General features: G+C 67.7%; 23 protein-coding genes. 14 read left to right on the top strand and 9 right to left on the bottom strand.

Annotation, left to right across the window (positions count from 1 at the left end; all coding sequences use genetic code 11):
• Nucleotides 1–1434, bottom strand: coding sequence for an MFS transporter (locus tag ACWZHB_RS23160; protein ID WP_457204118.1), 1434 nt, complete (start codon nucleotides 1432–1434; stop codon nucleotides 1–3).
• A 74-nt stretch (nucleotides 1435–1508) separates the two neighbouring features.
• On the opposite strand from ACWZHB_RS23160, the gene ACWZHB_RS23165 reads away from it, so the two are divergent.
• Together ACWZHB_RS23165 and ACWZHB_RS23170 are read left to right on the top strand one after the other, a co-directional pair.
• Complete coding sequence (locus ACWZHB_RS23165; protein ID WP_427903928.1) at nucleotides 1509–1994, top strand: MarR family winged helix-turn-helix transcriptional regulator; 486 nt, start codon at nucleotides 1509–1511, stop codon at nucleotides 1992–1994.
• A 19-nt stretch (nucleotides 1995–2013) separates the two neighbouring features.
• Complete coding sequence (locus ACWZHB_RS23170; RefSeq protein ID WP_427903929.1) at nucleotides 2014–2337, top strand: hypothetical protein; 324 nt, start codon at nucleotides 2014–2016, stop codon at nucleotides 2335–2337.
• Here the strand turns inward: ACWZHB_RS23170 and ACWZHB_RS23175 are convergent.
• Together ACWZHB_RS23175 and ACWZHB_RS23180 are read right to left on the bottom strand one after the other, a co-directional pair.
• Complete coding sequence (locus ACWZHB_RS23175) at nucleotides 2334–2615, bottom strand: hypothetical protein (RefSeq protein ID WP_427903930.1); 282 nt, start codon at nucleotides 2613–2615, stop codon at nucleotides 2334–2336. The two genes, ACWZHB_RS23170 and ACWZHB_RS23175, sit on opposite strands and share 4 nt — an antisense overlap.
• 277 nt (nucleotides 2616–2892) lie before the next feature.
• Entirely contained in the window at nucleotides 2893–3846 is a 954-nt protein-coding gene (locus ACWZHB_RS23180) for a DoxX family protein (RefSeq protein WP_427903931.1), read from the bottom strand.
• Nucleotides 3847–3967: 121 nt separating this feature from the next.
• Here ACWZHB_RS23180 and ACWZHB_RS23185 point away from each other — a divergent pair, with 121 nt between their 5' ends.
• The gene (locus tag ACWZHB_RS23185; protein ID WP_427903932.1) at nucleotides 3968–4567 is read left to right on the top strand and encodes a class I SAM-dependent methyltransferase; all 600 of its coding nucleotides are present in this window, start codon (nucleotides 3968–3970) and stop codon (nucleotides 4565–4567) included.
• 156 nt (nucleotides 4568–4723) lie between these two features.
• On the opposite strand, the gene ACWZHB_RS23190 is transcribed toward ACWZHB_RS23185, so the two are convergent.
• Nucleotides 4724–5680, bottom strand: a complete 957-nt coding sequence (locus tag ACWZHB_RS23190; RefSeq protein ID WP_427903933.1) for an alpha/beta fold hydrolase — start codon at nucleotides 5678–5680, stop codon at nucleotides 4724–4726.
• 223 nt (nucleotides 5681–5903) lie between these two features.
• Here ACWZHB_RS23190 and ACWZHB_RS23195 point away from each other — a divergent pair, with 223 nt between their 5' ends.
• Complete coding sequence (locus ACWZHB_RS23195) at nucleotides 5904–6887, top strand: type IV toxin-antitoxin system AbiEi family antitoxin (RefSeq protein ID WP_427903934.1); 984 nt, start codon at nucleotides 5904–5906, stop codon at nucleotides 6885–6887.
• Between the two features lie 25 nt (nucleotides 6888–6912).
• Nucleotides 6913–7701 carry a hypothetical protein gene (locus ACWZHB_RS23200; protein WP_427903935.1) on the top strand — a complete coding sequence of 263 codons (789 nt, stop codon included), beginning with the start codon at nucleotides 6913–6915 and terminating at the stop codon, nucleotides 7699–7701.
• Nucleotides 7702–7958: 257 nt separating this feature from the next.
• On the opposite strand, the gene ychF is transcribed toward ACWZHB_RS23200, so the two are convergent.
• Together ychF and ACWZHB_RS23210 are read right to left on the bottom strand one after the other, a co-directional pair.
• Complete coding sequence (gene ychF, locus ACWZHB_RS23205; protein ID WP_427903936.1) at nucleotides 7959–9038, bottom strand: redox-regulated ATPase YchF; 1080 nt, start codon at nucleotides 9036–9038, stop codon at nucleotides 7959–7961.
• A gap of 110 nt (nucleotides 9039–9148) precedes the next feature.
• A complete protein-coding gene (locus tag ACWZHB_RS23210; RefSeq protein ID WP_427903937.1) occupies nucleotides 9149–10066 on the bottom strand; it encodes a quinone oxidoreductase family protein in 918 nt (305 codons plus the stop codon).
• A 268-nt stretch (nucleotides 10067–10334) separates the two neighbouring features.
• Between ACWZHB_RS23210 and ACWZHB_RS23215 the strand changes: the two genes are divergently transcribed.
• From ACWZHB_RS23215 to ACWZHB_RS23230, 4 genes are all read left to right on the top strand, one after another.
• Nucleotides 10335–11177 (top strand): AraC family transcriptional regulator, encoded by an 843-nt coding sequence (locus ACWZHB_RS23215; protein WP_427903938.1) that lies wholly within the window; start codon nucleotides 10335–10337, stop codon nucleotides 11175–11177.
• A 4-nt stretch (nucleotides 11178–11181) separates the two neighbouring features.
• The gene (locus tag ACWZHB_RS23220; protein WP_427903939.1) at nucleotides 11182–11592 is read left to right on the top strand and encodes a VOC family protein; all 411 of its coding nucleotides are present in this window, start codon (nucleotides 11182–11184) and stop codon (nucleotides 11590–11592) included.
• 122 nt (nucleotides 11593–11714) lie between these two features.
• A complete protein-coding gene (locus tag ACWZHB_RS23225; protein WP_427903940.1) occupies nucleotides 11715–13967 on the top strand; it encodes a carbon starvation CstA family protein in 2253 nt (750 codons plus the stop codon).
• A gap of 1 nt (nucleotide 13968) precedes the next feature.
• A complete protein-coding gene (locus tag ACWZHB_RS23230) occupies nucleotides 13969–14277 on the top strand; it encodes a YbdD/YjiX family protein (protein ID WP_427903941.1) in 309 nt (102 codons plus the stop codon).
• A gap of 2 nt (nucleotides 14278–14279) precedes the next feature.
• Here ACWZHB_RS23230 and ACWZHB_RS23235 read toward each other — a convergent pair whose 3' ends face one another.
• Nucleotides 14280–15092: a helix-turn-helix transcriptional regulator gene (locus ACWZHB_RS23235; RefSeq protein WP_427903942.1), complete on the bottom strand. Its 813-nt coding sequence runs from the start codon at nucleotides 15090–15092 to the stop codon at nucleotides 14280–14282.
• Between the two features lie 78 nt (nucleotides 15093–15170).
• On the opposite strand from ACWZHB_RS23235, the gene ACWZHB_RS23240 reads away from it, so the two are divergent.
• The 4 genes from ACWZHB_RS23240 to yczE all read left to right on the top strand — a co-directional run bounded on the left by ACWZHB_RS23240 (nucleotide 15171) and on the right by yczE (nucleotide 18711).
• Entirely contained in the window at nucleotides 15171–15794 is a 624-nt protein-coding gene (locus tag ACWZHB_RS23240) for a hypothetical protein (protein ID WP_427903943.1), read from the top strand.
• A gap of 127 nt (nucleotides 15795–15921) precedes the next feature.
• Entirely contained in the window at nucleotides 15922–17418 is a 1497-nt protein-coding gene (locus ACWZHB_RS23245; RefSeq protein WP_427903944.1) for an AlkA N-terminal domain-containing protein, read from the top strand.
• Nucleotides 17411–17923: a methylated-DNA--[protein]-cysteine S-methyltransferase gene (locus tag ACWZHB_RS23250; RefSeq protein ID WP_427903945.1), complete on the top strand. Its 513-nt coding sequence runs from the start codon at nucleotides 17411–17413 to the stop codon at nucleotides 17921–17923. Before ACWZHB_RS23245 ends, ACWZHB_RS23250 begins: the two co-directional genes overlap by 8 nt.
• 152 nt (nucleotides 17924–18075) lie before the next feature.
• A complete protein-coding gene (gene yczE, locus ACWZHB_RS23255) occupies nucleotides 18076–18711 on the top strand; it encodes a membrane protein YczE (protein WP_427903946.1) in 636 nt (211 codons plus the stop codon).
• A gap of 51 nt (nucleotides 18712–18762) precedes the next feature.
• Here the strand turns inward: yczE and ACWZHB_RS23260 are convergent, their stop codons facing one another.
• Both ACWZHB_RS23260 and ACWZHB_RS23265 read right to left on the bottom strand, forming a co-directional pair.
• Nucleotides 18763–22203, bottom strand: coding sequence for an AAA family ATPase (locus tag ACWZHB_RS23260; RefSeq protein WP_427903947.1), 3441 nt, complete (start codon nucleotides 22201–22203; stop codon nucleotides 18763–18765).
• Between the two features lie 82 nt (nucleotides 22204–22285).
• Nucleotides 22286–23476, bottom strand: a complete 1191-nt coding sequence (locus ACWZHB_RS23265; protein WP_427903948.1) for an exonuclease SbcCD subunit D — start codon at nucleotides 23474–23476, stop codon at nucleotides 22286–22288.
• A gap of 201 nt (nucleotides 23477–23677) precedes the next feature.
• Here ACWZHB_RS23265 and ACWZHB_RS23270 point away from each other — a divergent pair, with 201 nt between their 5' ends.
• Complete coding sequence (locus ACWZHB_RS23270) at nucleotides 23678–24826, top strand: DNA recombination protein RmuC (RefSeq protein WP_427903949.1); 1149 nt, start codon at nucleotides 23678–23680, stop codon at nucleotides 24824–24826.
• Nucleotides 24827–24855: the final 29 nt, after the last annotated feature.

Here is a 24855-nt window from a genome sequence, read left to right on the forward strand (position 1 = left end):
TCAGCCGACCTTCTTCTTCCCCATGGGGATGAATACGGTCAAGGCGATCGCGGCGATCGCGCCCGCCATCGAGATGAAGAACGCGGTGTGGAACGCCGAACGAGTCGGCACCATGTGCGGGCCGAGTTGCATCGTCATGTGCGCGAGCACCACGCCCATCACCGCCGCCGAGGTCGAGGTGCCGATGGAGCGCATCAGCGAATTGAGGCCGTTGGCGGCGCCGGTCTCGCTCAGCGGCACCGCACCCATGATCAGCGCGGGCATGGCCGCGTACGCCAGGCCGACGCCGCCGGCGACGATGACCGCCGACAGCACGATCTGCCACACGGTGTCCATCATCACGACCGCGCACAGGTAGCCGACAGCGATCACGGCCGAGCCGAGCGCCAGCGTGAACTTCGGGCCCTTCTTCGCCGACAGGCGCGCCGATACCGGCGAGAGCAGCATCATCACCAGACCGGTCGGCGCCATCGCCAGGCCCGCGACCACCATCGACAGACCGAATCCATAGCCGGTCGCCTCGGGGGCCATGAGCAGCTGCGGGAACGTCAGCGACATGCCGTAGAGCGCGAAGCCGACCGCGATCGACGCCATATTGGTGAACAGCACGCGCGGACGGGCCGACACGCGCAGGTCGACCAATGGCGCGCCTTGGTGTAGTTCATAGGCGCCCCAGCCGAGGAAACTCACCAGCGACAGACCGAACAGCGCGAGGATCGAGCCGCTGCCCCAGCCCCAGTCGGCGCCCTTGGTGATGCCGATCAGCAGCGTGAGCAGGGCGATCGACAGCCCGATCGCACCACCGAAATCGAAGCGCGACGGCGTGCGCACCGGCGACTCCGGCACGAAAACGAAAACCAGCACCGCGCACAGCACGCCCATCCCGGCGGCCGTCCAGAACAGCATGTGCCAGTCCGCGTTCTGCGCGATCAGGGCCGCGAACGGCAGGCCGACGGCGCCACCGACGCCGAGGGTCGCGCTCATCACGGCCATCGCGCCGCCGACCTTCTCGGGCGGGAGCTCGTCGCGCATGATGCTGATACCCAGCGGGATCGCGCCCACCGCGATGCCCTGCAGCGAGCGGCCGACCACCTCGGGCAGCAGCGAATTCGCCATCGCGCAGATCACCGAGCCGACGATCATGAAGCCGAGATTGCTGACGAGGATCAGCCGCTTGCCGAACATGTCGCCGAGCCGTCCGGCGATCGGCGTCGAAACCGCGCCGGCCAGCAAAGTGGCGGTGACCACCCAGGAGGCGTTGGACGCCGAGGTGTTCAGCAGCGTCGGCAGCGTCGGGATGATCGGGATGACCAGCGTCTGCATGAGCGAGACAACGATGCCGACCGTGCTGAGCACCGCGATGAGCACAGCCGGGGCCGGGCGGCGGCGGATTTCGGGTGGGGCCGGCGAAACATCGGCATCGGTGACAGACACAAATATGCACGTTACACAGCATGTGCATAGTACACAATTTGATTCAGCGGTGACCCACCCGACATAGTTGGCACATGTCCGATTCCGGCGCCGCCGACGACACCCCGTTCACCCGCCTGGTGTTCGAGATGAACCTGATCTCGCGGCACTTCCCCACGACCACCCGCAGGCGCCCCGGCTTCCTCCTCGACCGGTCGGCGTTCCTCATCCTGACCCGCCTCGATCTCGGCGAACCACTGAGCTTGCGCGAGCTGTCGGAGTCGTTCCAGCTCGACATCTCCACCATCAACCGCCAGGTCGGCGCGATGCTGAAACACGATCTGGTACAACGAGTTCCCGATCCCGACGGCGGCGTCGCGCGCAAGATCGAGGCCACCGCCGACGGCAAGGCGGCGCTCGCGGCGGATCGGCGCCACCGCAGCAGCGACCTCAGCAAGGTCGTCGCCGACTGGGACGCCGAGGATGTCACCGAACTCGGCAGACTGATGCGCAAGTTCAACCAGTCGGTCGAACAGCTGGAACGAAACCCGTGGCCGAGACCGCCGCACAGCGACAGCTGATCGCGTTAAGCTGCGCGGCGTGGTCACTCACCGGTCTACCCGCCCGAGCTGGCTTTCCTGGGACAACTACTTCGTCGGCGTCGGCGGTCTTGTCCTCGGACTCTGCTTCGGTACCTGCGCCGCGCTGATCGCCGGCCCCGGATACAATCTCGCGGCGATCGTCCTCGTCGCGCTCGCCGCGCTCTGCGTCCTGCCCGCGCTGCTCCGCGCCCTCGGCGAACTCAGCGTCTGGGTGCGGCTGGCGATCCTGCTGATCGGCTTCGCGCTGCTACTGCCCGCGATTCTGGTCAGTGGCGAGGTGCGCGACTGGGCTGCCGAGCGCTGGGAGAAGGCCTGGGACTAGCCGTTGCGCATCGGGACCGACAGCAGCATGCGCAAGGTGTTGTGGATGAACTGCGCCGACTGCCAGGTGAGGTAGGCACCGGCCGGGCCTGCCGCCGCCGAACCGGACGCCGAGCCGGATGCCAGGTCCGCGGACCCGCTGGCCGAACCCGATGCCGACCCCGAACCCGGAAGTGCCGCAGCGGTTCCCGCCGAACCGAGCAGTCCGATCAGCACCGCCGCTCCCACCACTGCGACCCGAGCGGCGTACGGCTTGGACGTTTCACGGCCGGAAAACATCAGATAGATCCCACTCTGTCGAAATGCATTGCGAATGCCCAGTATTCACACCAGAACTCACCGCCAAACCTGTTTCGCCGGATTATCCCGGTTTATCGGTTTGCGCGGTGAGTTCGCCGGTGTGCCCGACCCCGGATCTATGGTGCGCCACAACCACATCGGGGCACCAGACCACGATTGTCGGGGCATCCACGTACTGACCGGCCGGTTCGCCCGTGACGGCCGCGCGGGCGGTGCTGCCGAGTTCGCAGTGCCTACGGGATTCGCCGGGTGGAACCTATCGCCTCGACCACCGACGGGCAGGCGCTGCGATTTCCTCGCGCTCGCGCGCCGCGGCGGCCAGTTCCGAGCCGCGTTCGCGGGCCGTATCAACCAGGTAGGTGCCTCGCTCGCGCGCGGCTTCGGCCAGCTCAGGCCCCTTTTCCTTGGCGACTTCGGCCATGTGGGCACCGCGGGTGCGGGCCGCCTCAGCTACCTCGGGACCGCGATCTCTGGCCACCTCGACGAGGTGGGTACCACGGGTCCGTACGGCTTCGGCCACCTCGGGGCCACGGTCCTTGGCCACCTCGACCAGGTGTGCACTGCGATTGCGCACCGCGTCGGCCAGCTGCGGCCCACGCTCACGGGCGATCTCGGCCAGCTGCGAACCGCGCTCGTTCGCGACCTCCGCCAGGTGCGTGCCCTGCTCGTGGGCGACATCGGCGAGCTGCGCGCCACGAACCTTGGCCGCGGCCGCGATGGCAGCGCCCTCGGCCGCGATGCGCGGCTCCTCACGCGAGAATGCCCGCCGTGCCCGCCAGCCCAGCGACGGCTTGCCCTCGGTGTCGGCCGCCGCGATCATCAATCCGCCGAGCAACCCGAGATCCTTCAGGAAACCCACCCGCTTCGCTGCTTTGCGGTCGGGGTCGTTCTCGGCCCAGAAGTCCTGTTCGGTGACGGTCCCCGGCACCACAGTCGCGGCGAGCACGAGTGCCGCGGGCCGCGGTGCCCGTCCGCTGGCCAGCAACAACCCACCGACCACCTGCGCCGCGGAGTTGACTCGCACGAATTGACTCGGATCGTCGGGCACCCGCGCGGCCAGTGCGTCGGGCAGACCGGTCCTGCCCTTCGCGGCCAGCGCGTTCGCGGCGTCGGCGCGGGGCTTCTGATTCATCAACCCGTTCACTCCGGCGGCCACGAATGTGGTCCCCAGCAGCGCGCGAGCAATGCGTCGAACAGGCTTGATCGGCATCGTCGATCCCTTCGTGTCTACGACTGGGAAAACGGCTCCCTACATTCGACTACCCGGGTCTTGCGGACACAAACGATGGACGAAACGGGGCATGCCCTGTCCAGTGGCTAGTGTCGGCCGGGTGCCCGACAACACCGTTCAAGCCGCTTACACAGCCATCCACGACCTCTACATCGACCTCTTCGGCTCCCCCACCGACCTGCCCCCCGAAGACACCGCCTTCGCCCGCACTCACCTGGCCCCCGGCCCGGTCCTCGACCTCGGCTGCGGCCCCGGCCACTTCACCAAATTCCTAACCGACGCCGGCATCCCCGCCACCGGCATCGACATCGTCCCCGAATTCATCACCCACGCCCGAACCACCTACCCCGGCATCGGCTTCGAACTCGGCTCCCTGCGCACCCTCGACGCCCCCACCGCATCCGTCCCCGCCATCCTCGCGTGGTTCTCCCTGATCCACCTCGACCCCACCGAACTCCCCAGCGTGCTGGCGGAATTCCACCGCGTCCTCACCCCCGGCGGGCGCCTGGTCGTCGGCTTCTTCGAGTCCGCCGACACCGTCGAACCCTTCCCCCACAAGGTGACCACCGCCTACCGCTGGCCCGCCGACCACCTCGCCGAAACCCTCCACAAGGCCGGTTTCATCGAACTCGCCCGCCTACACCACCCCGCCGCAGGCGAGGTCCGCCCGCACGGTGCGCTGGCCGTCGCCAAGTCGTGAGTTCGATCGACCTTCAGCCGATGACGGCGTCCGCGATCCGCTTGGCGGCTTCAGCCGGCGTGAGGTCGGTGGTGTCGACAACCTCGGCCTCGCTGTGCAGCCAGGTGCGAGCGGCCTCCGCATAGGGCTCGAGGTACTGGAGCAGGCGCTGGTTGCTCAGGCGACGAGTGCCAGCTGGGCGCGCACGGGACGGTCGGTCTGAACTGCGCGGGCGACCAGGCGGGTGATGGCCGCGGCGACCTGGGTGGGCTGTTCGAGGATGACCGAATGGCCCGCGCCGTCGATCTGGACGAGGTCGGCGTAGTCGACGGCGGTGGCCATGGCGACGGAATGCGACGGGGGTGTCATCAGGTCGGCGGAGCCGCACAGGATCAGGGTGGGGATGGTCGAGAGGGTGGCCAGGGCGGCGGTGCGGTCGAAGGTTTTGAAGGCGCTCAGGAAGGTGGCCATGGTGACGATCGAGGTCGCGTTGTGCATCGCCTCGGCCAGCGCCAGCACGCGCGCGCTGACCTTTCGATCGCCGAACTCGGCGGCGCGCACAACCGGGGCGAAGACCTTGCAGGCCAGCACCTTCACCTGCTGCATCAGGCGCGGTGCCCGCCGCACCGCGGCCTGGAAAACAGGGACGATCGGGTTGTGCAGCAGTCGGCCGAAACCCGCGTCGGCGAGCCCGCTCGCGGCGGTGGCGACGAGGCCGACGCCCACGATGCGCGTCCCGACCTCGTGCCGATACTGGTCGACGTAGGTCAGCACGGTCATCCCACCCATCGAATGCCCGACCAGCACGACCGGCCCGGTCGGCGCGACCACGTCGAGCACCTCGTGCAGATCATGACCGAGCTGCTCGATGTTGTAGGTCTGCCTCGATGCCGCGGCGGAGTCACCGTGCCCGCGATGGTCGTAGCAGATCACCTTCGCACCGGAATGCTCGCGCAACAGCGCGTCCCGCACATCCGTCCACGACTCGGTCCGCAGGCAATGCCCATGAATGAGAACAACCGTCAGGTCCGCGTTTCGCCGGCCGTACTCCCGAACCGCGAGCTCCACCCCATCACCGGTCGACACCGAAACACGACGCTCGGCCGAGCGGGCGATTGTGCTGATGTTCGACATCGGAACCTCCGGTTCGCGTGCGGTGACAACACCAACTCTCCGCCGAACCGCCCCCCACCATCAGGGCCCCGAGTACTGAGCCCGCACCCCCGAGGGTGCCCAGAACACCACCTAGGTGTCACTTACCGCTGGACTGAGAGGTCAGAGGAAGCGGCTCGGAATTCCTTGGGTTTACAGCGATGCGTTGTTCAATATTTCATGTTGTTCAGTTAAAATGAACAACATGTCGGACCGAACGCGGCTTGATGACATCGAACAATCGCTGGCACGGAGACTTGCGGAGTACTCGATCGACCTCTCCGTGCGGCGCTGGACGTCAGAGCAGACTGCGATTGTCGACGTGCGCCGACAGGGCTTCGAGACGACCTATCGGATGGCTTGGTTACCGCGCGCAACCCTGTCCGAGCTGGCACGAATCGACCAGCAAGATCACATGCATCGCCTGCTGGTGACCGGACCACGGGTCACCGGTCGCACCGCTGACGCTCTGGTTGCCGCGGACATCGATTACATCGACTACGCGGGCAATATCCACCTGAACTTCGGACCAGTCCTCGTCGATATCCGCGGGCGCTCTGGTCCCGCCACGGCATCGAGCCCACTGGCCGCGGAGGCAAACCTGTTCAGCGGCCGACGGATGCAGGTCCTCTTCGTGCTGCTCACCTGGTCGAACATGGCGGAGATGCCGGTCCGGCGAATCGCTGAAGCTGCCGGAACATCGGTAGGGATCACGCAGTCGACGCTCGAGATCATGAAAGAAGCCGACTATCTGATCGGCAGATCGCTCCACCGCCGCGATGAACTGATCGATCTGTGGGCCGCCGCTTTCAGGGGCGCACTACTTCCGAAGATCCGGAACCTCTCCTTTCGCGGAAATATCGACCGCTGGAGTGCGCCCGCAGGATGCCTCGTGAGCGGGGAGTCTTCTGTCGAAATGATCAGGCAGCCACAGACACTCACAATTTATGCCGAGAACTTCGACCTCGCGGAGGCCGTCCGCAACCGCTGGCAGAAGTCGGATGATCCGAACATCGAGGTTCGCCAGAAATTCTGGAAAGCACCTGACTGGGCTCCTCCGTCCGATGAACACAGCCAATTCGTCAGGTCCGCGGCGCCCCCATTGTTGGTTTACGCGGATCTCCTGGCTTCGAAGGAGCCGCGGCAATCCGAAGTGGCAAAAAGCTTGAGGAAGGACCATCTTGTTTGACCTCAGCCGGATCGATCAGCGGTCAGTGGATCTGATCGATAGCGTGGTGGTCGCATTGATCTCGGGCGCCGAGACCAACGACGCGGCGATCATGATCATCGGTGCGCAGTGTCGCGACTTGCTGCACACCGGATTCGGCCGCATCGACCTACTTCGCTCCACCTACGACCTCGATGTAGCGATCGCCGTCGACGGTGACGCCGCCTACCGCCGCATCATCGCGGCGCACCCGAGGTCGGGAACCACTGACATCCGGTTTTCGATCGCGGGAATGGCGGTCGATGTGGTGCCGTTCGGCGACATCGAAGATCCTGTCGGGACGACCTCCCTAGCAGGCAGAAAAGAAGCCATTGATGTTTTCGGCTTCCGCGAGGTCTTCGCACATTCGATCGAATTGCGACTTCCGAGCGGTTACCAGGTACGGATTCCGACGCCAGCGGGCTACACCGCGCTGAAGCTGAAGGCATGGTGCGATCGATCCGCCAACGGCGAATACAAGGACGCCGAGGACATCGCGACGATTTGTGCCTGGTACCAGGGAGACGCCGATATCACGGCTTCACTCTACGAAATTCGCACCGATCTGCTGATCAGAGCCGAACTGGATGTCGATCTCGCATCACTGCATTTCCTCGGCGAGGAGGTCGCAGACCTTCTCGGCCCCGTGCGACTAGCTGAGCTCTCAGCAGCATGGGACCGAACGGATCGAGACCTACTCGCCCATCACTTCGCACGGCATCAGTCAAGGACACATCCCGACCGCGCCGCGGCGCACAGGGCAGTGCGGGCGCTGAACAACCTACTCGCAAGATGACAGCACCATCCATGCCGAGAACGTCGCTTCTCGCAGTCGCTTCGCCCCGTCGGCAAACGTGAAGTGATGTGCCGCTTCGGCGCTCGGTAATCAAACGCTAATGCCCGCGCGGACCGGTGCCGAAAGACGGTGTGCCGCGAGTCAGCTGCACAGGGCTGCGCGAATCCCACCCCTATGCAGCAGACACAGATGACTCCCGCGAACTAGCTTTTCTCGGGGCGACACAGCACGCTCGGGCTCGATCGAGCTAACTCGCGCTAGACGTTGAAGCGGAACTCTACTACGTCGCCGTCGACCATGATGTAGTCCTTGCCTTCCATGCGGACCTTGCCCGCGGCCTTGGCAGCTGCCATGGAACCGGCATCGACCAAGTCGTTGAAGGCGACGATCTCGGCCTTGATGAAGCCGCGTTCGAAGTCGGTGTGGATGACGCCTGCGGCCTTGGGGGCGGTGTCGCCCTGGTGGATGGTCCAGGCTCGGGATTCCTTGGGGCCTGCGGTGAGGTAGGTCTGCAGGCCGAGGGTGTGGAAGCCGGCGCGGGCGAGGGCGTGCAGGCCGGGTTCGGTTTGGCCGATGGATTCCAGGAGTTCCAGGGCGGATTCGTCGTCGAGTTCGAGGAGTTCGGCTTCGACCTTGGCGTCGAGGAAGACGGCGTCGGCGGGGGCGACGGAAGCCTTCAGCTCGGCGATCTTCGCCTCGTCGGTGAGAACGGACTCATCGGCGTTGAAGACGTAGAGGAACGGCTTGATGGTGAGCAGGGAGAGCTCACGCAGCAGGTCGGCGTCGATCTTCTTGCCCGCGGCGAACAGCGTGGTGCCCTCGTTGAGGAACCCCTCGGCGACCTTGGCCGCGTCGAGCAGGGGCTTGCGATCCTTCTTGACCCGGGCTTCCTTCTCGAGGCGCGGGATGGCCTTCTCGAGGGTCTGCAGGTCGGCGAGGATGAGCTCGGTTTCGATGACCTCGATGTCGGCGGCGGCGTCGACCCGGCCGTCGACGTGGATCACGTCGTCGTCGGCGAACACGCGCACGACCTGGCAGATCGCGTCGGCCTCACGGATGTTGGCGAGGAACTTGTTGCCGAGGCCCGCGCCTTCGGAGGCGCCCTTCACGATGCCGGCGATGTCGACGAACGACACCACGGCGGGCACGATCTTCTCGGAACCGAAGATCTCGGCGAGCTTGTTCAGGCGCGGGTCGGGCAGCGGGACCACGCCGACGTTGGGCTCGATGGTCGCGAACGGGTAGTTCGCGGCCAGCACGTCGTTCTTGGTCAGCGCGTTGAACAGCGTCGACTTTCCGACATTGGGCAGGCCGACGATTCCGAGGGTGAGGCTCACTGTGTTTATCTTGCCGCACCTGCGGCGCGGCGGGTTCGCGGCCCCCTTGTGGCCAGCTGGTCAGGCGCCTGACCAGCTGGCCGAGCCGCGAACGGCACGGTGGGCGTTGATCAGGGAACGAGGACGACCTTGCCCAGGTTGGCGCGCTGCTCGATGACAGCGTGCGCGGCGGCGGCATCGTCGAGGGCGAACTCGGCGTGCACGACCGGGTGCAGCAGACCGGAGGCGTAGTACTGCCAGACCTCTTGGCGCAGGTCCTCGTAGCGAGCCGGGTCGCGCTGAGCGAGACGCCCGATCCGGAAACCGGTGAGGGTTTTACCGCCCGCGAGGAGGTCTTCGGTGTCGATGAGGCCGCCGCCGGTGCCGTAGGTGACCGCGCGGCCACCCTCGGCGAGACCGGCGAGTGTGCCGCCGAGACCGGTGCCGCCGACGCCGTCGAGGGCGTAATCGGCCTGCTTGCCGCAGTGCAGCTGGTCGTAGGTGAACACCTCGTCGGCGCCGAGTTCGCGCACGAAGTCGACCTTCGACTCGTCGGACACCGCGCCGACCACCCAGCTCGCGCCGCGCACGCGGGCCAGCTGCACCGCGAGGTGGCCGACACCACCCGCGGCGGCTGTGACCAGGGCGGTTTCGCCGTCGCGCGGTGCGGCGGTGTCGAGGGCGCCGAGGGCGACGAGACCGCTGCGCATCAACGCGACGGCGTCGACCGCCGAAGCGCCGTCCGGGATCGCCGAGACCTGGTCGATCGCGAGGACGACGTACTCGGCGTAGGCGTCAGCGGTACACAGCCCGACGACGCGATACCCGGCGCTGTAGCCGTCGATCCCGTCACCGACCGCGACGACCTCACCGGCCACCTCGGCGCGCACCTGCTCGGCCTCGCCGCTGATCCGCCGAATCGCCGACAGGGTCACCCCGATCGCCTCGACCCGCACCAGCAGCTCACCGGCACCGGGCACCGGCACCTCGGCCGCGACGACTTCGAGCATCTCCGAACCACCGCTGCGTTCGTATCGAACCCGCCGCATGACACCTCCTACAGAATTGAGCGAAGGCGCAAGATTAACCGGCTGACCTCGCGTTTTCACAGACCGTGCGCCCGCGAGTGCGAAATCTCACCGCCGCCCCCGCGTTGCGGAGAGCACCTTCGGATGCTGGGTACCCCACCTCGGAGGCTGGGACGCGTGGGCAATGCCACACCGCGGCCGGTTTCCCGCGGGCTTGCCGCGAGTGCGCCCGAGACGGGCAGACGTCTGACCTGGTCGCCACCGGTGTTCTCGGCGTAGCGTGGCGAACATGGAGGCGACCACCGAGGTGGTGACAGCGGCCCCCGCCCCGGTGCTGGCAGCGTTCATCGACCGGTACGTGGGCTATCGGCTCGTGGGTTTCGAGCCGGGCCTGCACCGCGGCCTGCCCTCCCGGCACATGACGTTCATCGTCGCCGTCGGCCCGACCATCGATGTCATCGAGCAGACCGATCCACACCAAGCCCCCGGCAGTTACCGCTGTGTGTTGAGCGGACTGCAGGCGAGCCCAGCGATGATCGCGCACACCGGTTTCCAGGAGGGCGTGGCGATCGAGCTGACCCCGCTGGGTTGCCGGGTGCTGTTCGGGATGCCCGCGAGCGAACTGTGGGACACCTCGATCGAATGTTCCCAAGCGCAAAGGATTCTGGGCGATCAACTCGCCGATGCTGTGCAATCGCACCAGGATTGGCCGAGCCGGTTCGCCGCGTGCGATCGCGCCCTGACCGCGGCGGCGCGAACCGACACTCTCGCGGGGCCCGAACTGTCGATGGCCTGGCGCGCGCTCGTCAAAACCGGCGGCACCTGCCCGATCAACCCGCTCGCCGATCGAATCGGCTGGACCCGCCAGCACCTGACCCGCAAGTTCACCGCCGAATTCGGCGCGAGCCCGAAACTGGCCGCGCGGATCATCCGGTTCGAGCGCGCCAGGCGCATGCTCGCCGGCACGCCGTCCTATATCTCCATCGCCCAGATCGCGACCACCTGCGGCTACTACGACCAGGCCCATATGAACCGCGACTTCGCCGAGCTGGCAGGCGTGGCCCCCACGGTGTGGCTCGCCGAGGAGATTCCATCCGTCCAAGACCCGAGCGCCGCCGAAGCGCGAGGCTGAACACATGGCTACTTCAACGAACACCACAACCACCATTTGGCCCTGCCTCGCCTTCGACGACGCCCGCGCCATGGTCGATTTCCTCACCACCGCCTTCGGTTTCGAAGCCACCGCGGTCTACGCACGAGACAACGACGCCTCGATCGTCGAGCACGGCGAACTGCGCTGGCCCGCGGGCGGCGGCATCATGTTCGGTTCCACCGGCCGCAACGACACCCCGTTCGGCACCCGCCCACCCGGCGTCGCGAACCTCTACCTGGTCACCGACGACCCCGACGCCCTCTACACCCGCGCCGAGGCCGCGGGCGCGACCATCATCCGCGAACTCCGCGACGAGGACTACGGCTCCCGCGGCTTCAGCGCCGCCGACCCGGAAGGCAACCTCTGGAGCTTCGGCACCTACCGCGGCGAATGACCAGCTGAACAAAATTTCATTCTGCGCACGATCGTGTGCGAATCTCTCCGACGCAGTTCCGGGATCGGCTACGTTGTCGATGCTTCACCCGAGGCTCTGCGCGTTATACAGGAGAGTTGTCAATGGCGACCATCGAATATCTGCGGACCGATCCGGATTTGCCTCCGGTCGGTGTCGTCGATCGCACCCCGATCACGCCCGCGAAGAAGGCTGTGTTCGCGGGGATCGCGGTGCTCGGCGCCATCGCGTGGACGATCATCGCGTTCGTGCGCGGCGAGTCCGTGAACGCGGTATGGATCGTGATCGCGGCGGTCTGTACCTACATCATCGCCTACCGCTTCTACGCGCGGTTCATCGAATGGAAGATCACCAAGCCGCGTGACGACGTGGCCACGCCCGCCGAGATCTACGACAACGGCAAAGACTTCATGCCGATGGACCGGCGGGTGCTCTACGGGCATCACTTCGCCGCCATCGCGGGTGCCGGTCCGCTGGTCGGTCCGGTGCTGGCCGCGCAGATGGGTTATCTGCCCGGCACCATCTGGATCATCGTCGGCGTGGTGTTCGCCGGCGCGGTGCAGGACTACCTGGTGCTGTGGGCCTCGACCCGTCGACGTGGCCGCAGCCTCGGCCAGATGGCGCGCGACGAACTCGGCACTGTCGGTGGTGTCGCGGCGATCGTGGCGATTCTGGTGATCATGACGATCCTGCTCGCGGTGCTGGCGTTGGTCGTGGTGAACGCACTCGGCGAGAGCCCGTGGGGCGTGTTCTCCATCGCGATGACCGTCCCGATCGCGCTGTTCATGGGTGTTTACCTGCGGTATCTGCGACCGGGTGCGGTCGGCGAGGTGTCCGCGATCGGCATCGTGCTGTTGCTCGCCGCGATCATCGGCGGCGGCTGGGTATCCGAAACCGAGTGGGGCGCGGACTGGTTCACACTCTCGCGCACCACCATTGCCTGGGCCCTGATCGTCTACGGCTTCATCGCCTCGGTGCTGCCGGTGTGGCTGCTGCTCGCCCCGCGCGACTACCTGTCGACGTTCATGAAGGTCGGCACGATCGTGCTGCTGGCCGTCGGCATCCTGATCACGATGCCCGTGCTGAAGGCGCCCGCTGTCTCCGAGTTCGCGCACACCGGTGCCGGACCCGCGTTCGCAGGCAGTCTGTTCCCGTTCCTCTTCATCACCATCGCCTGCGGTGCGCTCTCGGGTTTCCACGCGCTCGTCTCCTCGGGTACCACGCCGAAACTGCTGGCCAAGGAATCCAATGCCAGGATGATCGGCTACGGCGGCATGCTGATGGAGTCGTTCGTCGCGGTCATGGCGATCATCACCGCCTCGATCATCGACCAGCACCTGTACTTCGGCATGAACGCCTCGGCCGGACTCACCGGTGGCACGGCCGAAGGTGCCGCCAAGTTCACGAATTCGCTCGGCCTGTCCGGCCCGCCCGCGACGCCGGAATTGTTCTCCGACGCGGCCGCCGATGTGGGCGAGAATTCGGTCGTCTCGCGCACCGGTGGCGCCCCGACCCTGGCCGTCGGCATCTCCGAGGTCTTCTCCCAATTCCTCGGCGGCTCGACGATGAAGGCGTTCTGGTACCACTTCGCGATCATGTTCGAAGCGCTGTTCATCCTCACCACCATCGACGCGGGCACTCGGGTGGCGCGCTTCCTGGTCTCGGACGCGCTCGGCAACTTCGGTGGTGGGTTCAAGAAGTTCCGTGATCCGTCGTGGCGGATCGGTGCCTGGCTGTGCTCGCTGATCGTGGTCGCGGGCTGGGGCGGGGTGCTGCTGATGGGCGTCAACGATCCGTTCGGTGGCATCAACGCGCTGTATCCGCTATTCGGCATCGCCAACCAGCTACTCGCCGCGATCGCGCTGATCGTGGTACTCACGATCATCGTCAAGCGCGGGCAGTGGAAGTGGGCGTGGATTCCCGGCATCCCACTGGCCTGGGATCTGGTGGTCACGATGACCGCGTCCTGGCAGAAGATCTTCTCCGACGATCCCAAGCTCGGTTACTGGAAGCAGCACAGCCTGTGCCAGGCCGCCAAGGACGCGGGTAAGGCCTGCCTGACGGCCAAGACGCCCGAGCAGGTCGACATCGCGATCCGCAACACCTTCATCCAGGGCACGCTGTCGATCGTGTTCGCCGTGCTGGTGCTGATCGTCACCGTCGTCGGTGTGCTGGTGTGCGTGAAGGCGATCCGGACGGGCACGGTGACCAGCACCGAATCCGAGGAGCAGCCGTCGAAGATCTTCGCCCCCAGTGGTTTTGTCGCCACCGCCGCGGAGAAGGACGTGCAGAAGGAATGGGACGTGCTGATCGCCGAGGGCAAGGTGAGCGCGCCCGGATCGGCGCACGTTTCCTGATATGACCGGTGTGAATATCACCCGCGGTGCGGACGGCCGGTTCATCGAACCGACCGTCCGCACCGCTGCGGCCGGCCCGCTCGACAGCACCACCGCGGTCGCCGGGCCGCGAGCGATCCTCCAGCGAGTCTGGGCCGCCGCGCGTGGAATCGCGCGCTGGTACAGCGCGATCAACGGCGGCCAGGACTACCAGCGCTACGTCGACCACCTGCGCCGCACCCATCCGGGGGCGCCGGTACCGTCGGTGCGCGACTACTGGCGCGAGCGCTATGCCGAGGCCGAACGCAATCCCACCAACCGCTGCTGCTGACCTCAACCGTTGCCACCGACGAGCACACCGGACGAGGCCGACATCGCGGCCAGTACCCGTCGGGTGTTGTCGTCGGCGGGGAAGAACATCTCGACGGCGATCTCGTCCAGCGTCACATCGCGCGGCGAGCCGAAGACCGTGACGGCGTAGAGCAGCGACAGCGGACCCGCCTCGGTGTCGAGCAGCATCGGCGTGCACACGTCGGCGTCGAGGCGACCGGCGATTTCACCGGAATCCGTTGCGACCGGGTAGCTCTCGAGCTCGGCGAGCAGGTCGGCCAACGCCGGGTCCGCGATGCGGTCGAGCTGGCGGCGCACCCGGCGCAGCGTGTGCTCCCGCCACTGCCCGTGGTTGCGGATCTGTCCGGCGAGACCGTCCGGATGCAAGGTGGCGCGCAGCATGTTGGTGTGCGGCTCGCGCAGGTGCGCGGGGACTGCGGCCAGAAACCCGGTCATGGTGCGGTTGGCGGACAACAGATTCCAGCGTGCGTCGACCACCACCGCCGGATTCGGCTCATGGCCGGCGAGGACGGCCTCGACGGCGACCCTGACCCTGCCCAGATCGCGCAGGGGTCGTTCGGTGTGCACCGGCGCGTATCCCGCGCACAGGTGCAGATGATTGCGGGCCCGCAACGGCACCTCTAGTTCGTCACAGAGCCGCTCGATCATCTCCCGGCTCGGCACGGCCCGTCCGGTCTCGACGAAGCTGAGATGACGCGCCGAAAGACCGGCGGCCAAGGACAGCTCGAGCTGGGTGCGCCGCCGCCGCTGGCGCCACTGCCGCAGTAACGATCCCACCGTCGGCTGATCACCCATAGGCGCCACTCTAGGACGCCGTCGCCTTTACCTCCCGCGTAATCGACTGCCGACCCCGCGCGAAACCATCATGGACTCATGTTCCTCATCGAGATCGCCCACCCGGCAGGCACCTATACCGCCGACGACCACCACACCATCGCCACCGCCCTCGTCGCGACGATGACCAGCGCCGACGACGCACCGGAGGCGACCATGCGGCGCGCGCGGCGGATGACTCATGTCGCGTTCCGGGAATTGCGCGACTGGCACACCGGCGACGGCCCGATCGCGGGATCGGGCGCGCCACCGGTGATCGCCACCATCACCCTGCCCGAGGACTGGTGCGACGAATCGGGCGCCCACATGATGGGCACCGTCCGCGCCGCCATCGGCCGCGTCGACCGTGCCCGCGGCTGGACCCGCGACGTCGGCGATCTGTGGATCAATGTCGTCGGCATCGCCAACCGCCGGATCGGCATGAACGGCAAGGCCACCGACAGCGACGGCGTGATGGCCGAACTCACCGCGGAGTTCCAGGCCCTGCTCGCGTCCGGGGAATACACCGTCCCCGAGGGCAAACTTCTCGACCCGATCTGCGGCATGACGGTCACCGCGGGTAAGAGTGCGATCACGCTGGACCACGACGGCAAGACGATCGGATTCTGTGCCATCGGCTGCCGCGACACCTACGCCAGACGACACGATCTGTCGCTGAGCTGACGAAAGGCCAGCTCGCGCTCGGGTGACCGTCTCGCTCGAGACTGCGCCACCGGGGCACCGAGCAGGGCCCGCCGGGGTCGGGTAGATGGCCGATTTCCGCTAGCACCCCGACCGAGTGGGTGCCATTGTGGAACTCGTGACCATCAGTGCTTTGGACTTCGAGGGCTGCTACCGGGCGGTCTCCACCCGTGACTCCCGCTTCGACGGGCAGTTCTTCACCGCGGTGCGCACGACTGGCATCTACTGTCGGCCGTCGTGTCCGGCGATCACGCCCAAGCGGGTCAATGTGTCGTTCCTGCCCACCGCGGCGGCGGCCCAGCAGGCCGGTTATCGCGCCTGCCGTCGGTGCCTGCCCGATGCCGCGCCCGGCTCGCCGCTGTGGAATGTGCGGGCCGACCTGGCCGCGCGTGCCATGCGGTTGATCGGTGACGGGGTGATCGAGCGGGGTGGGGTGCCGGGATTGGCTGCCACCCTTGGCTATTCGCAACGTCAGCTCACGCGGGTGCTCACCACCGAACTCGGGGCGGGGCCGCTCGCGCTGGCCAGGGCGCATCGTGCGCACACCGCGCGGCTGCTCATCCAGACCACCGAGATGCCGATGTCGGACATCGCGTTCGCGGCGGGATTCGCCAGCATTCGGCAGTTCAACGACACGGTGCGCGAGGTGTTCGCGGTGAGTCCGACGACGATGCGGGCCGAGTTGCGCCGATCGCCGCGCGCCGATGTGGTCGCGCCGGGCACGCCCGGTCTGCTGACTTTGCGGCTGCCGTACCGCGAACCGCTCGATACCGGCTGGCTGAGCTGGTTCCTCTCGGCACACGCGGTGGCTGGGACGGAACTGTGGGACGACGACGTCTACACGCGCAGCCTGCGTACTCCGCACGGGCACGCGACTGTTCGGCTGTCGTTTCAGCCCGGCCATGTGCGGGCCGAGCTGGCATTGCGGGATATGCGCGATCTGGCGCCGACCGTGGCACGAGTGCGGCATCTGCTCGATCTGGATGCGGATCCGATGGGGATCGACGATGCGCTGGGGATCAGCGGCACCGACGGGTTCACGCCGGGAATCCGGGTGCCGGGGTGCCTGGAGGGCTCAGAATTGTTGCTGTGCACCATGATCGGGCAACAGATCTCGGTGCGGGCGGCCGGCACGCATCTCGCGCGGCTGGTGGACGCGCTGGGTGAGCGGATCGAAGGGCCGGTGCCGCGGCTGTTCCCGACGGCCGCGGCCATCGCCGAGCACGGTGCCGAAGTGTTGACCGGCCCGGCGCGCAGGGTGGCCGCCATCGTGTCCGCGGCACGCGCGATCGCCGACGGCGAACTGGTCCTGCATTCCGGCCGCACCGCCGATGACCTGCGGCGCGACCTGCTCGCGCTCGACGGCGTCGGGCCCTGGACCGCCGATTACGTCACCATGCGATCCCTGGCCGATCCCGACATTCTGCTCGACACCGACCTGGTGGTCCGGCAGGGCGCCGCACGGGCCGGAATCGACCTCGCCAACACCACCCGCTGGGCGCCGTGGCGCTCCTATCTGTCCATGCACTTGTGGAAGACCGCGCTCGAACATCGTGGCGCGCTTGTCCGTGAACCCGCTCTCCAGGAAGCGAAAACCCATGACTGACACTGCTCTTCGTCTCGCCGATGTCGCGACCGTCAGCACGCCGATCGGCCCGTTCACCACCATCGTCGATGCCGACGGCGCCGTACTCGCCTCGGGCTGGACCGGCGACCCGACCACGCTGACCGGCCTCGTCCACAGCACATTGCGCCCGGCCGAACTGCGGCAACGGGATTCGCTCGGTGCGGTGACCAAGGCGGTCATCGACTATCACGCAGGTGATCTCACCGCGATCGACGCGATTCCGGTGCGGCAGCAGTCCGGCGAATTCCTGGTCCACGCCTGGGAAGTCCTGCGCAAGGTACCGGCCGGCGAACCGGTGACCTATACGGAGTTCGCCGGACTCTCCGGGCGTCCGGCGGCCACCAGGGCCGCGGCCAACGCCTGCGCTCGCAACTCCGCGGCGCTGTTCGTGCCGTGTCATCGCGTGCTGCGGATCGGCGGAGCGCTCGGCGGGTTCCGGTGGGGGCTGGAGGCCAAGGCCTGGTTGCTCGCGCACGAGAGCTGAGCATGCGCCGGGGCGGCGGCCATCGCCGCACGCCCCGGTTCAGCCCACTAGGTGGGTGCAGGGAGCGCCGCGTGACGATTCGGCGGAAGTCCAGTCCAGTGATCGTCGATTGGCTCTTTTTTTCAGGTCCAGTAGGCCGGATTCTGTTAGCTATGCTCACTCGTCGCCTGGTCGCGCTGTATGTCGGTTTGTGGTTGTACGGGACATCGATGGCAGTGATGATCCGGGCGGGGCTCGGGCTCGACCCGTGGGATGTGTTCCACCAGGGGGTCGCCGCGCATGTGCCGTTGAGTTTCGGCGTGGTGACCGCGCTGACCGGGATCGCCGTGCTGCTCGCCTGGATTCCGCTGCGGCAGCGGCCGGGGCTCGGGACCGTCAGCAATGTGGTGGTGATCGCGATCGCGGTCGACGCCGGATTGTGGCTGATCCCGGCGGTGGACGGGCTGTGGTTGCGGATTCTGGCCATGCTGGCCGCGGTGGTGGTGAACGCCGCGGCGACAGTGCTCTATATCGGCGCGGGCATGGGTCCGGGACCACGCGATGGACTGATGACTGGACTGGTCGCTCGCACCGGATGGCCGGTCTGGTCCGTTCGTACCGGTATCGAGGTGTCGGTGCTGGCCACCGGGTGGTTCCTCGGCGGCAGTGTGGGGATCGGCACGCTGGTCTACGCCTTCGGGATCGGACCGCTGGTCCAGCTGATGATCCCGCTCGTCGACGGCAAGCTCCCCGGGTTCGCGCCTACTCCTAGCCGTTCGCGGTCGGCACTCGACAAGGCGCCGGCGTAATCGCCGTCTTGTCATCGCGCGCGGCTGCCGTCGACGCCACGACGGCGTCGATTACGCGACGGTGGCTTCGAGGTGAGAGCCTGCGCGGCCGCGCAGGACGTGCAGGCGGGTGGGGATGCGTTGACGCATTTCATCGACGTGGCTGACGACGCCGACCACGCGGCCGTTCGCGCGGAGTTCGTCGAGCACGCCCATGACCGCGTCGAGGGTGTCGGCGTCGAGGCTGCCGAAACCTTCGTCGATGAACAGGGTGTCCAGGACCAGGCCGCCGGATTCGGCGGCGACCACGTCGGCGAGGCCGAGGGCCAAGGCCAGTGAGGCCATGAAGGTTTCGCCGCCGGAGAGGGTCTTCGCCGACCGGATGGCGCCGGTGTAGTCGTCGCGGACATCGAGCCCGAGGCCGCCGCGCCTGCCGCGCGGGCCCGCCTTGTCCGAGTGAACGAATTCATAACGGCCGCCCGACATTCGGCGCAGCCGCAGCGAGCCCGCGACGGCGACCTCTTCCAGCCGAGCCGCAAGGACATAGGAGCGCAACGACATTCGCCGGTTGTTCTCGCCACGGCCCGCGACTACTTCCGCCACGGCCGCCAACTCGTCGAAATCACGCTGTTTAGGCGCGATCCGCTCGACCTCGCCCCACAGCTGCGTGCCCAGCTGCTCGAGCTGGGCGACGCGCTCGGTGGCCGCCGACTGTGCCGCCACCGCCGCGGTGAGCGCGCCCTGCGCTTCGCTGAACCGGCGTTCCAGCGCGTTCAGGTCGCCCGGGGTCTGCTCGGCGACAGCGCGGATCTGTGGTTCGGCCAGCACCGCCTCGGCATGCGCACGGGCGCGGTCCGCGGCGGTGAGTTCGTGTTCGATCGTGGCCTGCTGCTGCGCGGTCCGCGCGACGGCGGTGACGACCTGCGCGTAGGCGGTGAGCTGTGCGATGTCGTCGCGGGGCGTTGCCGGCTCGATCTCGGAGACTTCGTCTGCCGGTTCCTCGTCGATCGGATCTTCCTCGAAAAGGTCGAACAGGCTCGGCATTTCGGGGTCGGCGCGCACGGCACGGGATTCACGTGCACTTCTGGCGTGCTCGGTCGGGCGTTTCGCGGCGCCATCCACCGTCTTTGCGAGGTCGGCTGCCCCGTCTGCGTCGGCCGGCGAAGCGTTGCCCGCTCCCGCGGCGACGTCAGTGGCGTTGGCTGCCATGGAACCATCCGCCATGGCCGTGTCGGCGTTGGGAGCGACATCCGCGGTCACCACGGCGTCGGCGGTATTCGGTTCGGCGACGACGGCGGCCCCGTACCCCTCGGGCACGAGACCTGCTGCGCGGGCGAGGTTTTCCACGCGATCGGCGATGGTTTGCACAGCGTTGCGGGCGGCGGATTCCTCGGTGCGAGCGGTGCGCAGGGTTGCGGCGACGGTGATGAGGGACTCGAGGCGGGCGGTGCGGGCGTCGACGGTGTCGTCGGCACCCGCGGCGGTGCGCAGGCGGGCGGTGAGTTCGTCGAGGCGGGTGCGGGTGGTGGCGATGTTGGCGGTGACGGTGCCGAGGCGGGCGTCGAGGTCGCGGGATCGGTCGTGGAGTGCGGTCTCCTCGGCGCGAAGGGCCTCGAGCCGGGTGGTCAGGGCGGGGGCGCGGTCGGCGGCTTCGGCGGTGTCGTCGAAGCGGTGGGTGGCGGTGCGGACCGCGTCGGCGAGGGTGACCGGATCGGCGTCGCCACCGCGCGCGATCAGCGCCTCGATCTCGCGCTCGATGGCGCCGATGCGTTCGGCGATGCGCTCCCGCGCGGCCTCGGCGACCTGTTCGGCCGCGTGTGCGCTGTCCTCGGCGGCTTTGGACACCGCGTCATCGGTGGGCCGCGCCGGTTCGGGATGGTCGGCCGAACCGCAGACCGTGCACGGCGCACCGTCGGTGAGCGCGCCCGCGAGCTCGGCGGCCATCCCCGCGAGGCGGCGTGCGCGCAGGTCGAGCACGCGCTCCCTGGCATCGAGATGGGCACGGCGAGCGGTATCGAGTTCGGCCTGCGCCTTGTCCAAAGCCGGCCGCTGCCGGGCTATTCCGACCGCCGCTGCCGCAGCGTCCTGCCACTTGGCCAGCTCGTTGCGCACTCCGGGCAGCGCGGCCGCCGCATCGGTCGCCTCGCGTAACTGTTCCTGCACCGAGGCGATCGCCGTCGGCAGTTCGAGGCGCCGCTTGCCCAGGTCGCCCGCGCGCTGGGTCAGCCGAGCGGCTTCGCTCTCGTGGGCGGCGAGATCGCCGGTGAGCTGACGCGCGGTCACCGCATCGGCGCGCACCTCACCGAGCACACCGAGCAGCGCGTTCCACTGACTGATGCCCGCATCGAGATCACCGCGGATATCGACAACGCCCGCGCCCGAACCGAGAACGCCGGCAGACGGGCCGATCGGGTCGTCCATCACAACGGTCAGCAGGTCTACGCCCGCGATGTCGGCGGCGGCAGGGGCTCTGAGCTGGTCTGCCAATGTGGTTGCGGCGCTTCGGGTTGCGGCTTCGGCGCGGCGCAAGGTGCGGACTGTCGAGCGGGCTTCGTCGATGGCTTGGACAACGGGTTCGGCGCGGCGGGCCTGGTCGAGTTCGTGTTGGAGTTCGGCGCGGCGGGGGGCCGAGGCGGCGTACGCGGCCAGCTCCGCGCGGGCCGCCGCCATCCGGGCGCGCAGCTCGGTGATGCGGCGTTGCGCTTCGGCTTCGGTGCGGGCCTCGCCCGATTCCTTGTGCCGCAGTTCGGCATTCGTGGTCGCCTCGGCGAGGGCAGTGCGTGCGGTGGCCAGCAGTTCCTGGGACCAGGTCACCGCGTCGAGGATCCCGATCGATTCCGCGCCGCCGTAACCCGCCGCCATGCCGACCTTGGTGATCAGGCGATCGATGCCCTGCCGACGCGTGGCCAGATCGGCTTCGGCCGCGCGGCGCCGATCCGACAACCATTTCTCGGCCGTGCCGAAACGCTGGGTGTCGAAGAGCTTTTCGAGCAGCTTCTCGCGGTCTTCGTTCTCGGCGCGCAGGAATCTGGCGAAATCGCCCTGCGGGAGCAGCACCACCTGGAAGAACTGGTCGGCGCTCATGCCGAGCAGGCGCATCACCTCGTCACCGATGTCGGTGAGCCGGGACAGGTTCTCGCCCGAGCCGTCGAGCCACTCGAGGGTGCCCTTGGCCTGAATCTCGCGGACCTTGGTGCTGTCGCGGCTGCTCGGCCGTTCGAACGCCGGGCTACGGGTGAGCCGCAGGCGCCGGCCACCGAGGGTGGCTTCGAGGGTGACCAGGGGCTGGGTCTGTACGTCGGCGTGGTCGGAGTGCAGGCGCTTGCTCTCCCCCCGCGCTCCCGGCACGCGCCCGTACAAGGCGAACGCGATGGCATCGAGGACGGTCGTCTTGCCCGCGCCCGTGTGCCCGTGCAGCAGGAACAGCCCGTCGGTACCGAGCGCGTCGAAATCGACGACGGTGGGCTCGGCGAACGGACCGAACGCCACCATCTCGAGCCGATGCAGCCTCATGCGCCACCGCCGATGTCGGCCCGGCGGCGGGCCTCGACGCCCGGTTCCCCGGACATGCGTGCGCGGACGGCACTCGCCGGATTCAAGCGACAGCGTCCGCGGCGTCGACCGACTCCCCGGTGCCGGATTCGCGGACCGGATCGGTGTCGCGGACCGCCGCCTCGAGCGCCCGCTCCACCCATGCCATCTCCCCCTCGCTCGGTGTGCCACGTACGTCGGTCAGAAAACTCGCCGCGACCTCGGCATCGCGGCGGCCGTGTACCCGCTCGCGATAGCGCAATTCCGGGCTACCTTCGGGCCGAGCCCATTCCACGTGCACCGCGTGCGGGAATCGCTCGCGCAGCTTACGCATCGGGTCCACCGGGCGGGTGGTGTCGGTGAGCGTGGCCGACACGTAATGCTCTTCGGCCGCCGCGTATTCGGCGTCGCCGAGCAGGGATTCGATGGTGCCGGTGAGCCTGCTCAGCCCGCGCACCAGCGGCAGCTCCTGGCGGCGCACCGCGGCCAGTCCCGAGGCATCGAGGTCGACGATCCACACGGCTTTTCGATGCGAGGCTTCCCCGAACGAATACGGCAACGGGGATCCGCTGTAGCGCACCGACTCCGACAGCGTCTGCGGTGAATGCAGGTGGCCGAGCGCAACATAGTCGATGCCGTCGAAGGCTGACATCGACACTGTCTCCACGCCGCCCACCGAGATCGACCGCTCCGAACCCGTGGCCTCGCCGCCGATCACGAACGCGTGCGCCAGCACCACCGTGCGCGTGCCGGACCTGGCGGCGAGATCGGCACGAATCCGCTCCATCGCGGCATCGAGGATCTCCGCGTGCGAATGCGCCTGTGGCACACCGAGTTCGGTGCGGGTGATCTCCGGTTCGAGATAGGGGATCGCGTAGAACGCCACGTCACCGTGGGTATCGGCCAGCACGATCGGGCGGTCCGCATCGGCGACTCTCGTGCACAGGTGCAGCCCACCGGCCGCGGCGAAGCTGGCGCCCGCACCGAGTCGAGCGGGCGAATCGTGATTGCCCGAGGTGGCGATGATCGTCGCGCCCGCCGCCCGGATCGCCTCGAATCCGCGATTGCAGACCCCGATGGCATCGGCATTGGGGATGGAGCGGTCGTAGATGTCGCCGGGCACCACCACCACGTCCACGGATTCGCGCACGACCAGTTCCGCGATCGCGGTGAGCACGCGCGCCTGATCGGCCAGCAGGTCGACACCGTGAAAGGTGCGCCCGATGTGCCAGTCGGAGGTGTGCAGGATCCGCATGTCGCGAACCGTAGGGCACACCCCCGACAGAATTCAATCGACGCACCACACGCGTGTAATTCACCGGCGTGGCGCACACACCGGCCGAATGTTCGGCCTGCGGCGGATAGTGCGCACCCGTCCGTGGTGCATCCGCCGCGGAATTGCCCGGTTTGCCGGGGAATTGCGAACTTGTCGGTGGCCTCGGGCAGTATCGCCGCCATGACCGCTTCGATGCTCGTCGCGCTCGTCCTGGTATTCGCCGCAGGCTTCGGTCTCGGCTGGTTGGGCCACTCCGCCCGTGGTGGGCAACGCGCCGCCACCGCGGAGGCTCGGCTCGCGGCGGCCGGGGACAATCAACGGTTGCTGCAGCAGTCGCTGCACTCGGCCAACGAGGATGCGGCGCGCAGGCATTCGGCCGCGATCGGCGCGATGGTCGATCCGCTGCGCGACGCGGTCGGGGCATTGGAACAGCAGATCAGGCAGGTCGAGCACCACCGGATCGATGCGTATTCGGGCTTGCGCGAGCAGGTCGCAGGCATGCAGCGCACCTCGCATCGACTCTCCGATCAGACCGGTCAGCTGGTCGCCGCGTTGCGTGCGCCGCAGGTGCGCGGCCGGTGGGGTGAGATCCAGCTGGAGCGGGTGGTCGAACTCGCCGGGATGACCCGGCACTGCGATTTCGACACCCAGGTATCCAGGTCCGGCGGCGACGATCGCGGCGTGGTCCGGCCCGACATGGTGGTGCGGCTGGCCGGTGGCCGCCACATCGTCGTCGACGCCAAGGTGCCGTTCTCGGCGTATCTGGAGGCGGCGACCACCGACGACCCCAGCGCGCGCACCCAATTATTGGCCCGCCACGCCAAGCACCTGCGCGCCCACGTCGACCAATTGGCCGACAAGGCGTACTGGGCGGCATTCGACCCGGCGCCGGAATTCGTCGTGCTGTTCGTGCCCGGCGACCCGTTCCTCGATGCCGCGCTCACCACCGATGCCGAGCTGCTGGAGTACGCGTTCGGGCGGAACGTGATCCTGGCAACCCCCACTACCTTGATCGCGCTGCTCCGCACTGTGGCGTTCAGCTGGCGACAGGAAGCGCTCTCGCGCGATATGGCAACGGTGCAGCAACTGGGCAAGGAGCTCTACACCAGGGTGGGCAAGGTCGCCGAACATCTGGACAATCTGGGCGTGAATCTCGGTAAGGCCGTAGCTGCTTTCAACGCGACAGTGGGCTCGGTGGAGTCACGCGTGATGGTCACCGCGCGCCGGATGCACGATCTCGGGATCGCCGATCAGGAGCTCCCGGCAATCCGGCTCACGGAGTCCCGACCGCGGGTGGTGGCCTTAGCGGACGCTGAGGATCGCATCTGAGATCCCCGTGCCGTGGCGCCTACGGGGCC

The organism is Nocardia sp. FBN12 (genome assembly GCF_054031145.1).

Excerpts from the sequence above, each read along its gene's own strand:
- ACWZHB_RS23215 (WP_427903938.1), top strand. The coding sequence starts at position 10,335 with ATGGAGGCGACCACCGAGGTGGTGACAGCGGCCCCCGCCCCGGTGCTG.
- yczE (WP_427903946.1), top strand. The coding sequence starts at position 18,076 with ATGCTCACTCGTCGCCTGGTCGCGCTGTATGTCGGTTTGTGGTTGTAC.
- ACWZHB_RS23175 (WP_427903930.1), bottom strand. The coding sequence starts at position 2,615 with ATGTTTTCCGGCCGTGAAACGTCCAAGCCGTACGCCGCTCGGGTCGCA.
- ACWZHB_RS23180 (WP_427903931.1), bottom strand. The coding sequence starts at position 3,846 with ATGCCGATCAAGCCTGTTCGACGCATTGCTCGCGCGCTGCTGGGGACC.
- ACWZHB_RS23230 (WP_427903941.1), top strand. The coding sequence starts at position 13,969 with ATGACCGGTGTGAATATCACCCGCGGTGCGGACGGCCGGTTCATCGAA.
- ACWZHB_RS23270 (WP_427903949.1), top strand. The coding sequence starts at position 23,678 with ATGACCGCTTCGATGCTCGTCGCGCTCGTCCTGGTATTCGCCGCAGGC.
- ACWZHB_RS23225 (WP_427903940.1), top strand. The coding sequence starts at position 11,715 with ATGGCGACCATCGAATATCTGCGGACCGATCCGGATTTGCCTCCGGTC.
- ACWZHB_RS23165 (WP_427903928.1), top strand. The coding sequence starts at position 1,509 with ATGTCCGATTCCGGCGCCGCCGACGACACCCCGTTCACCCGCCTGGTG.
- ACWZHB_RS23265 (WP_427903948.1), bottom strand. The coding sequence starts at position 23,476 with ATGCGGATCCTGCACACCTCCGACTGGCACATCGGGCGCACCTTTCAC.
- ACWZHB_RS23240 (WP_427903943.1), top strand. The coding sequence starts at position 15,171 with ATGTTCCTCATCGAGATCGCCCACCCGGCAGGCACCTATACCGCCGAC.
- ACWZHB_RS23220 (WP_427903939.1), top strand. The coding sequence starts at position 11,182 with ATGGCTACTTCAACGAACACCACAACCACCATTTGGCCCTGCCTCGCC.
- ACWZHB_RS23235 (WP_427903942.1), bottom strand. The coding sequence starts at position 15,092 with ATGGGTGATCAGCCGACGGTGGGATCGTTACTGCGGCAGTGGCGCCAG.
- ACWZHB_RS23250 (WP_427903945.1), top strand. The coding sequence starts at position 17,411 with ATGACTGACACTGCTCTTCGTCTCGCCGATGTCGCGACCGTCAGCACG.
- ACWZHB_RS23260 (WP_427903947.1), bottom strand. The coding sequence starts at position 22,203 with ATGAGGCTGCATCGGCTCGAGATGGTGGCGTTCGGTCCGTTCGCCGAG.
- ACWZHB_RS23210 (WP_427903937.1), bottom strand. The coding sequence starts at position 10,066 with ATGCGGCGGGTTCGATACGAACGCAGCGGTGGTTCGGAGATGCTCGAA.
- ACWZHB_RS23190 (WP_427903933.1), bottom strand. The coding sequence starts at position 5,680 with ATGTCGAACATCAGCACAATCGCCCGCTCGGCCGAGCGTCGTGTTTCG.
- ACWZHB_RS23195 (WP_427903934.1), top strand. The coding sequence starts at position 5,904 with ATGTCGGACCGAACGCGGCTTGATGACATCGAACAATCGCTGGCACGG.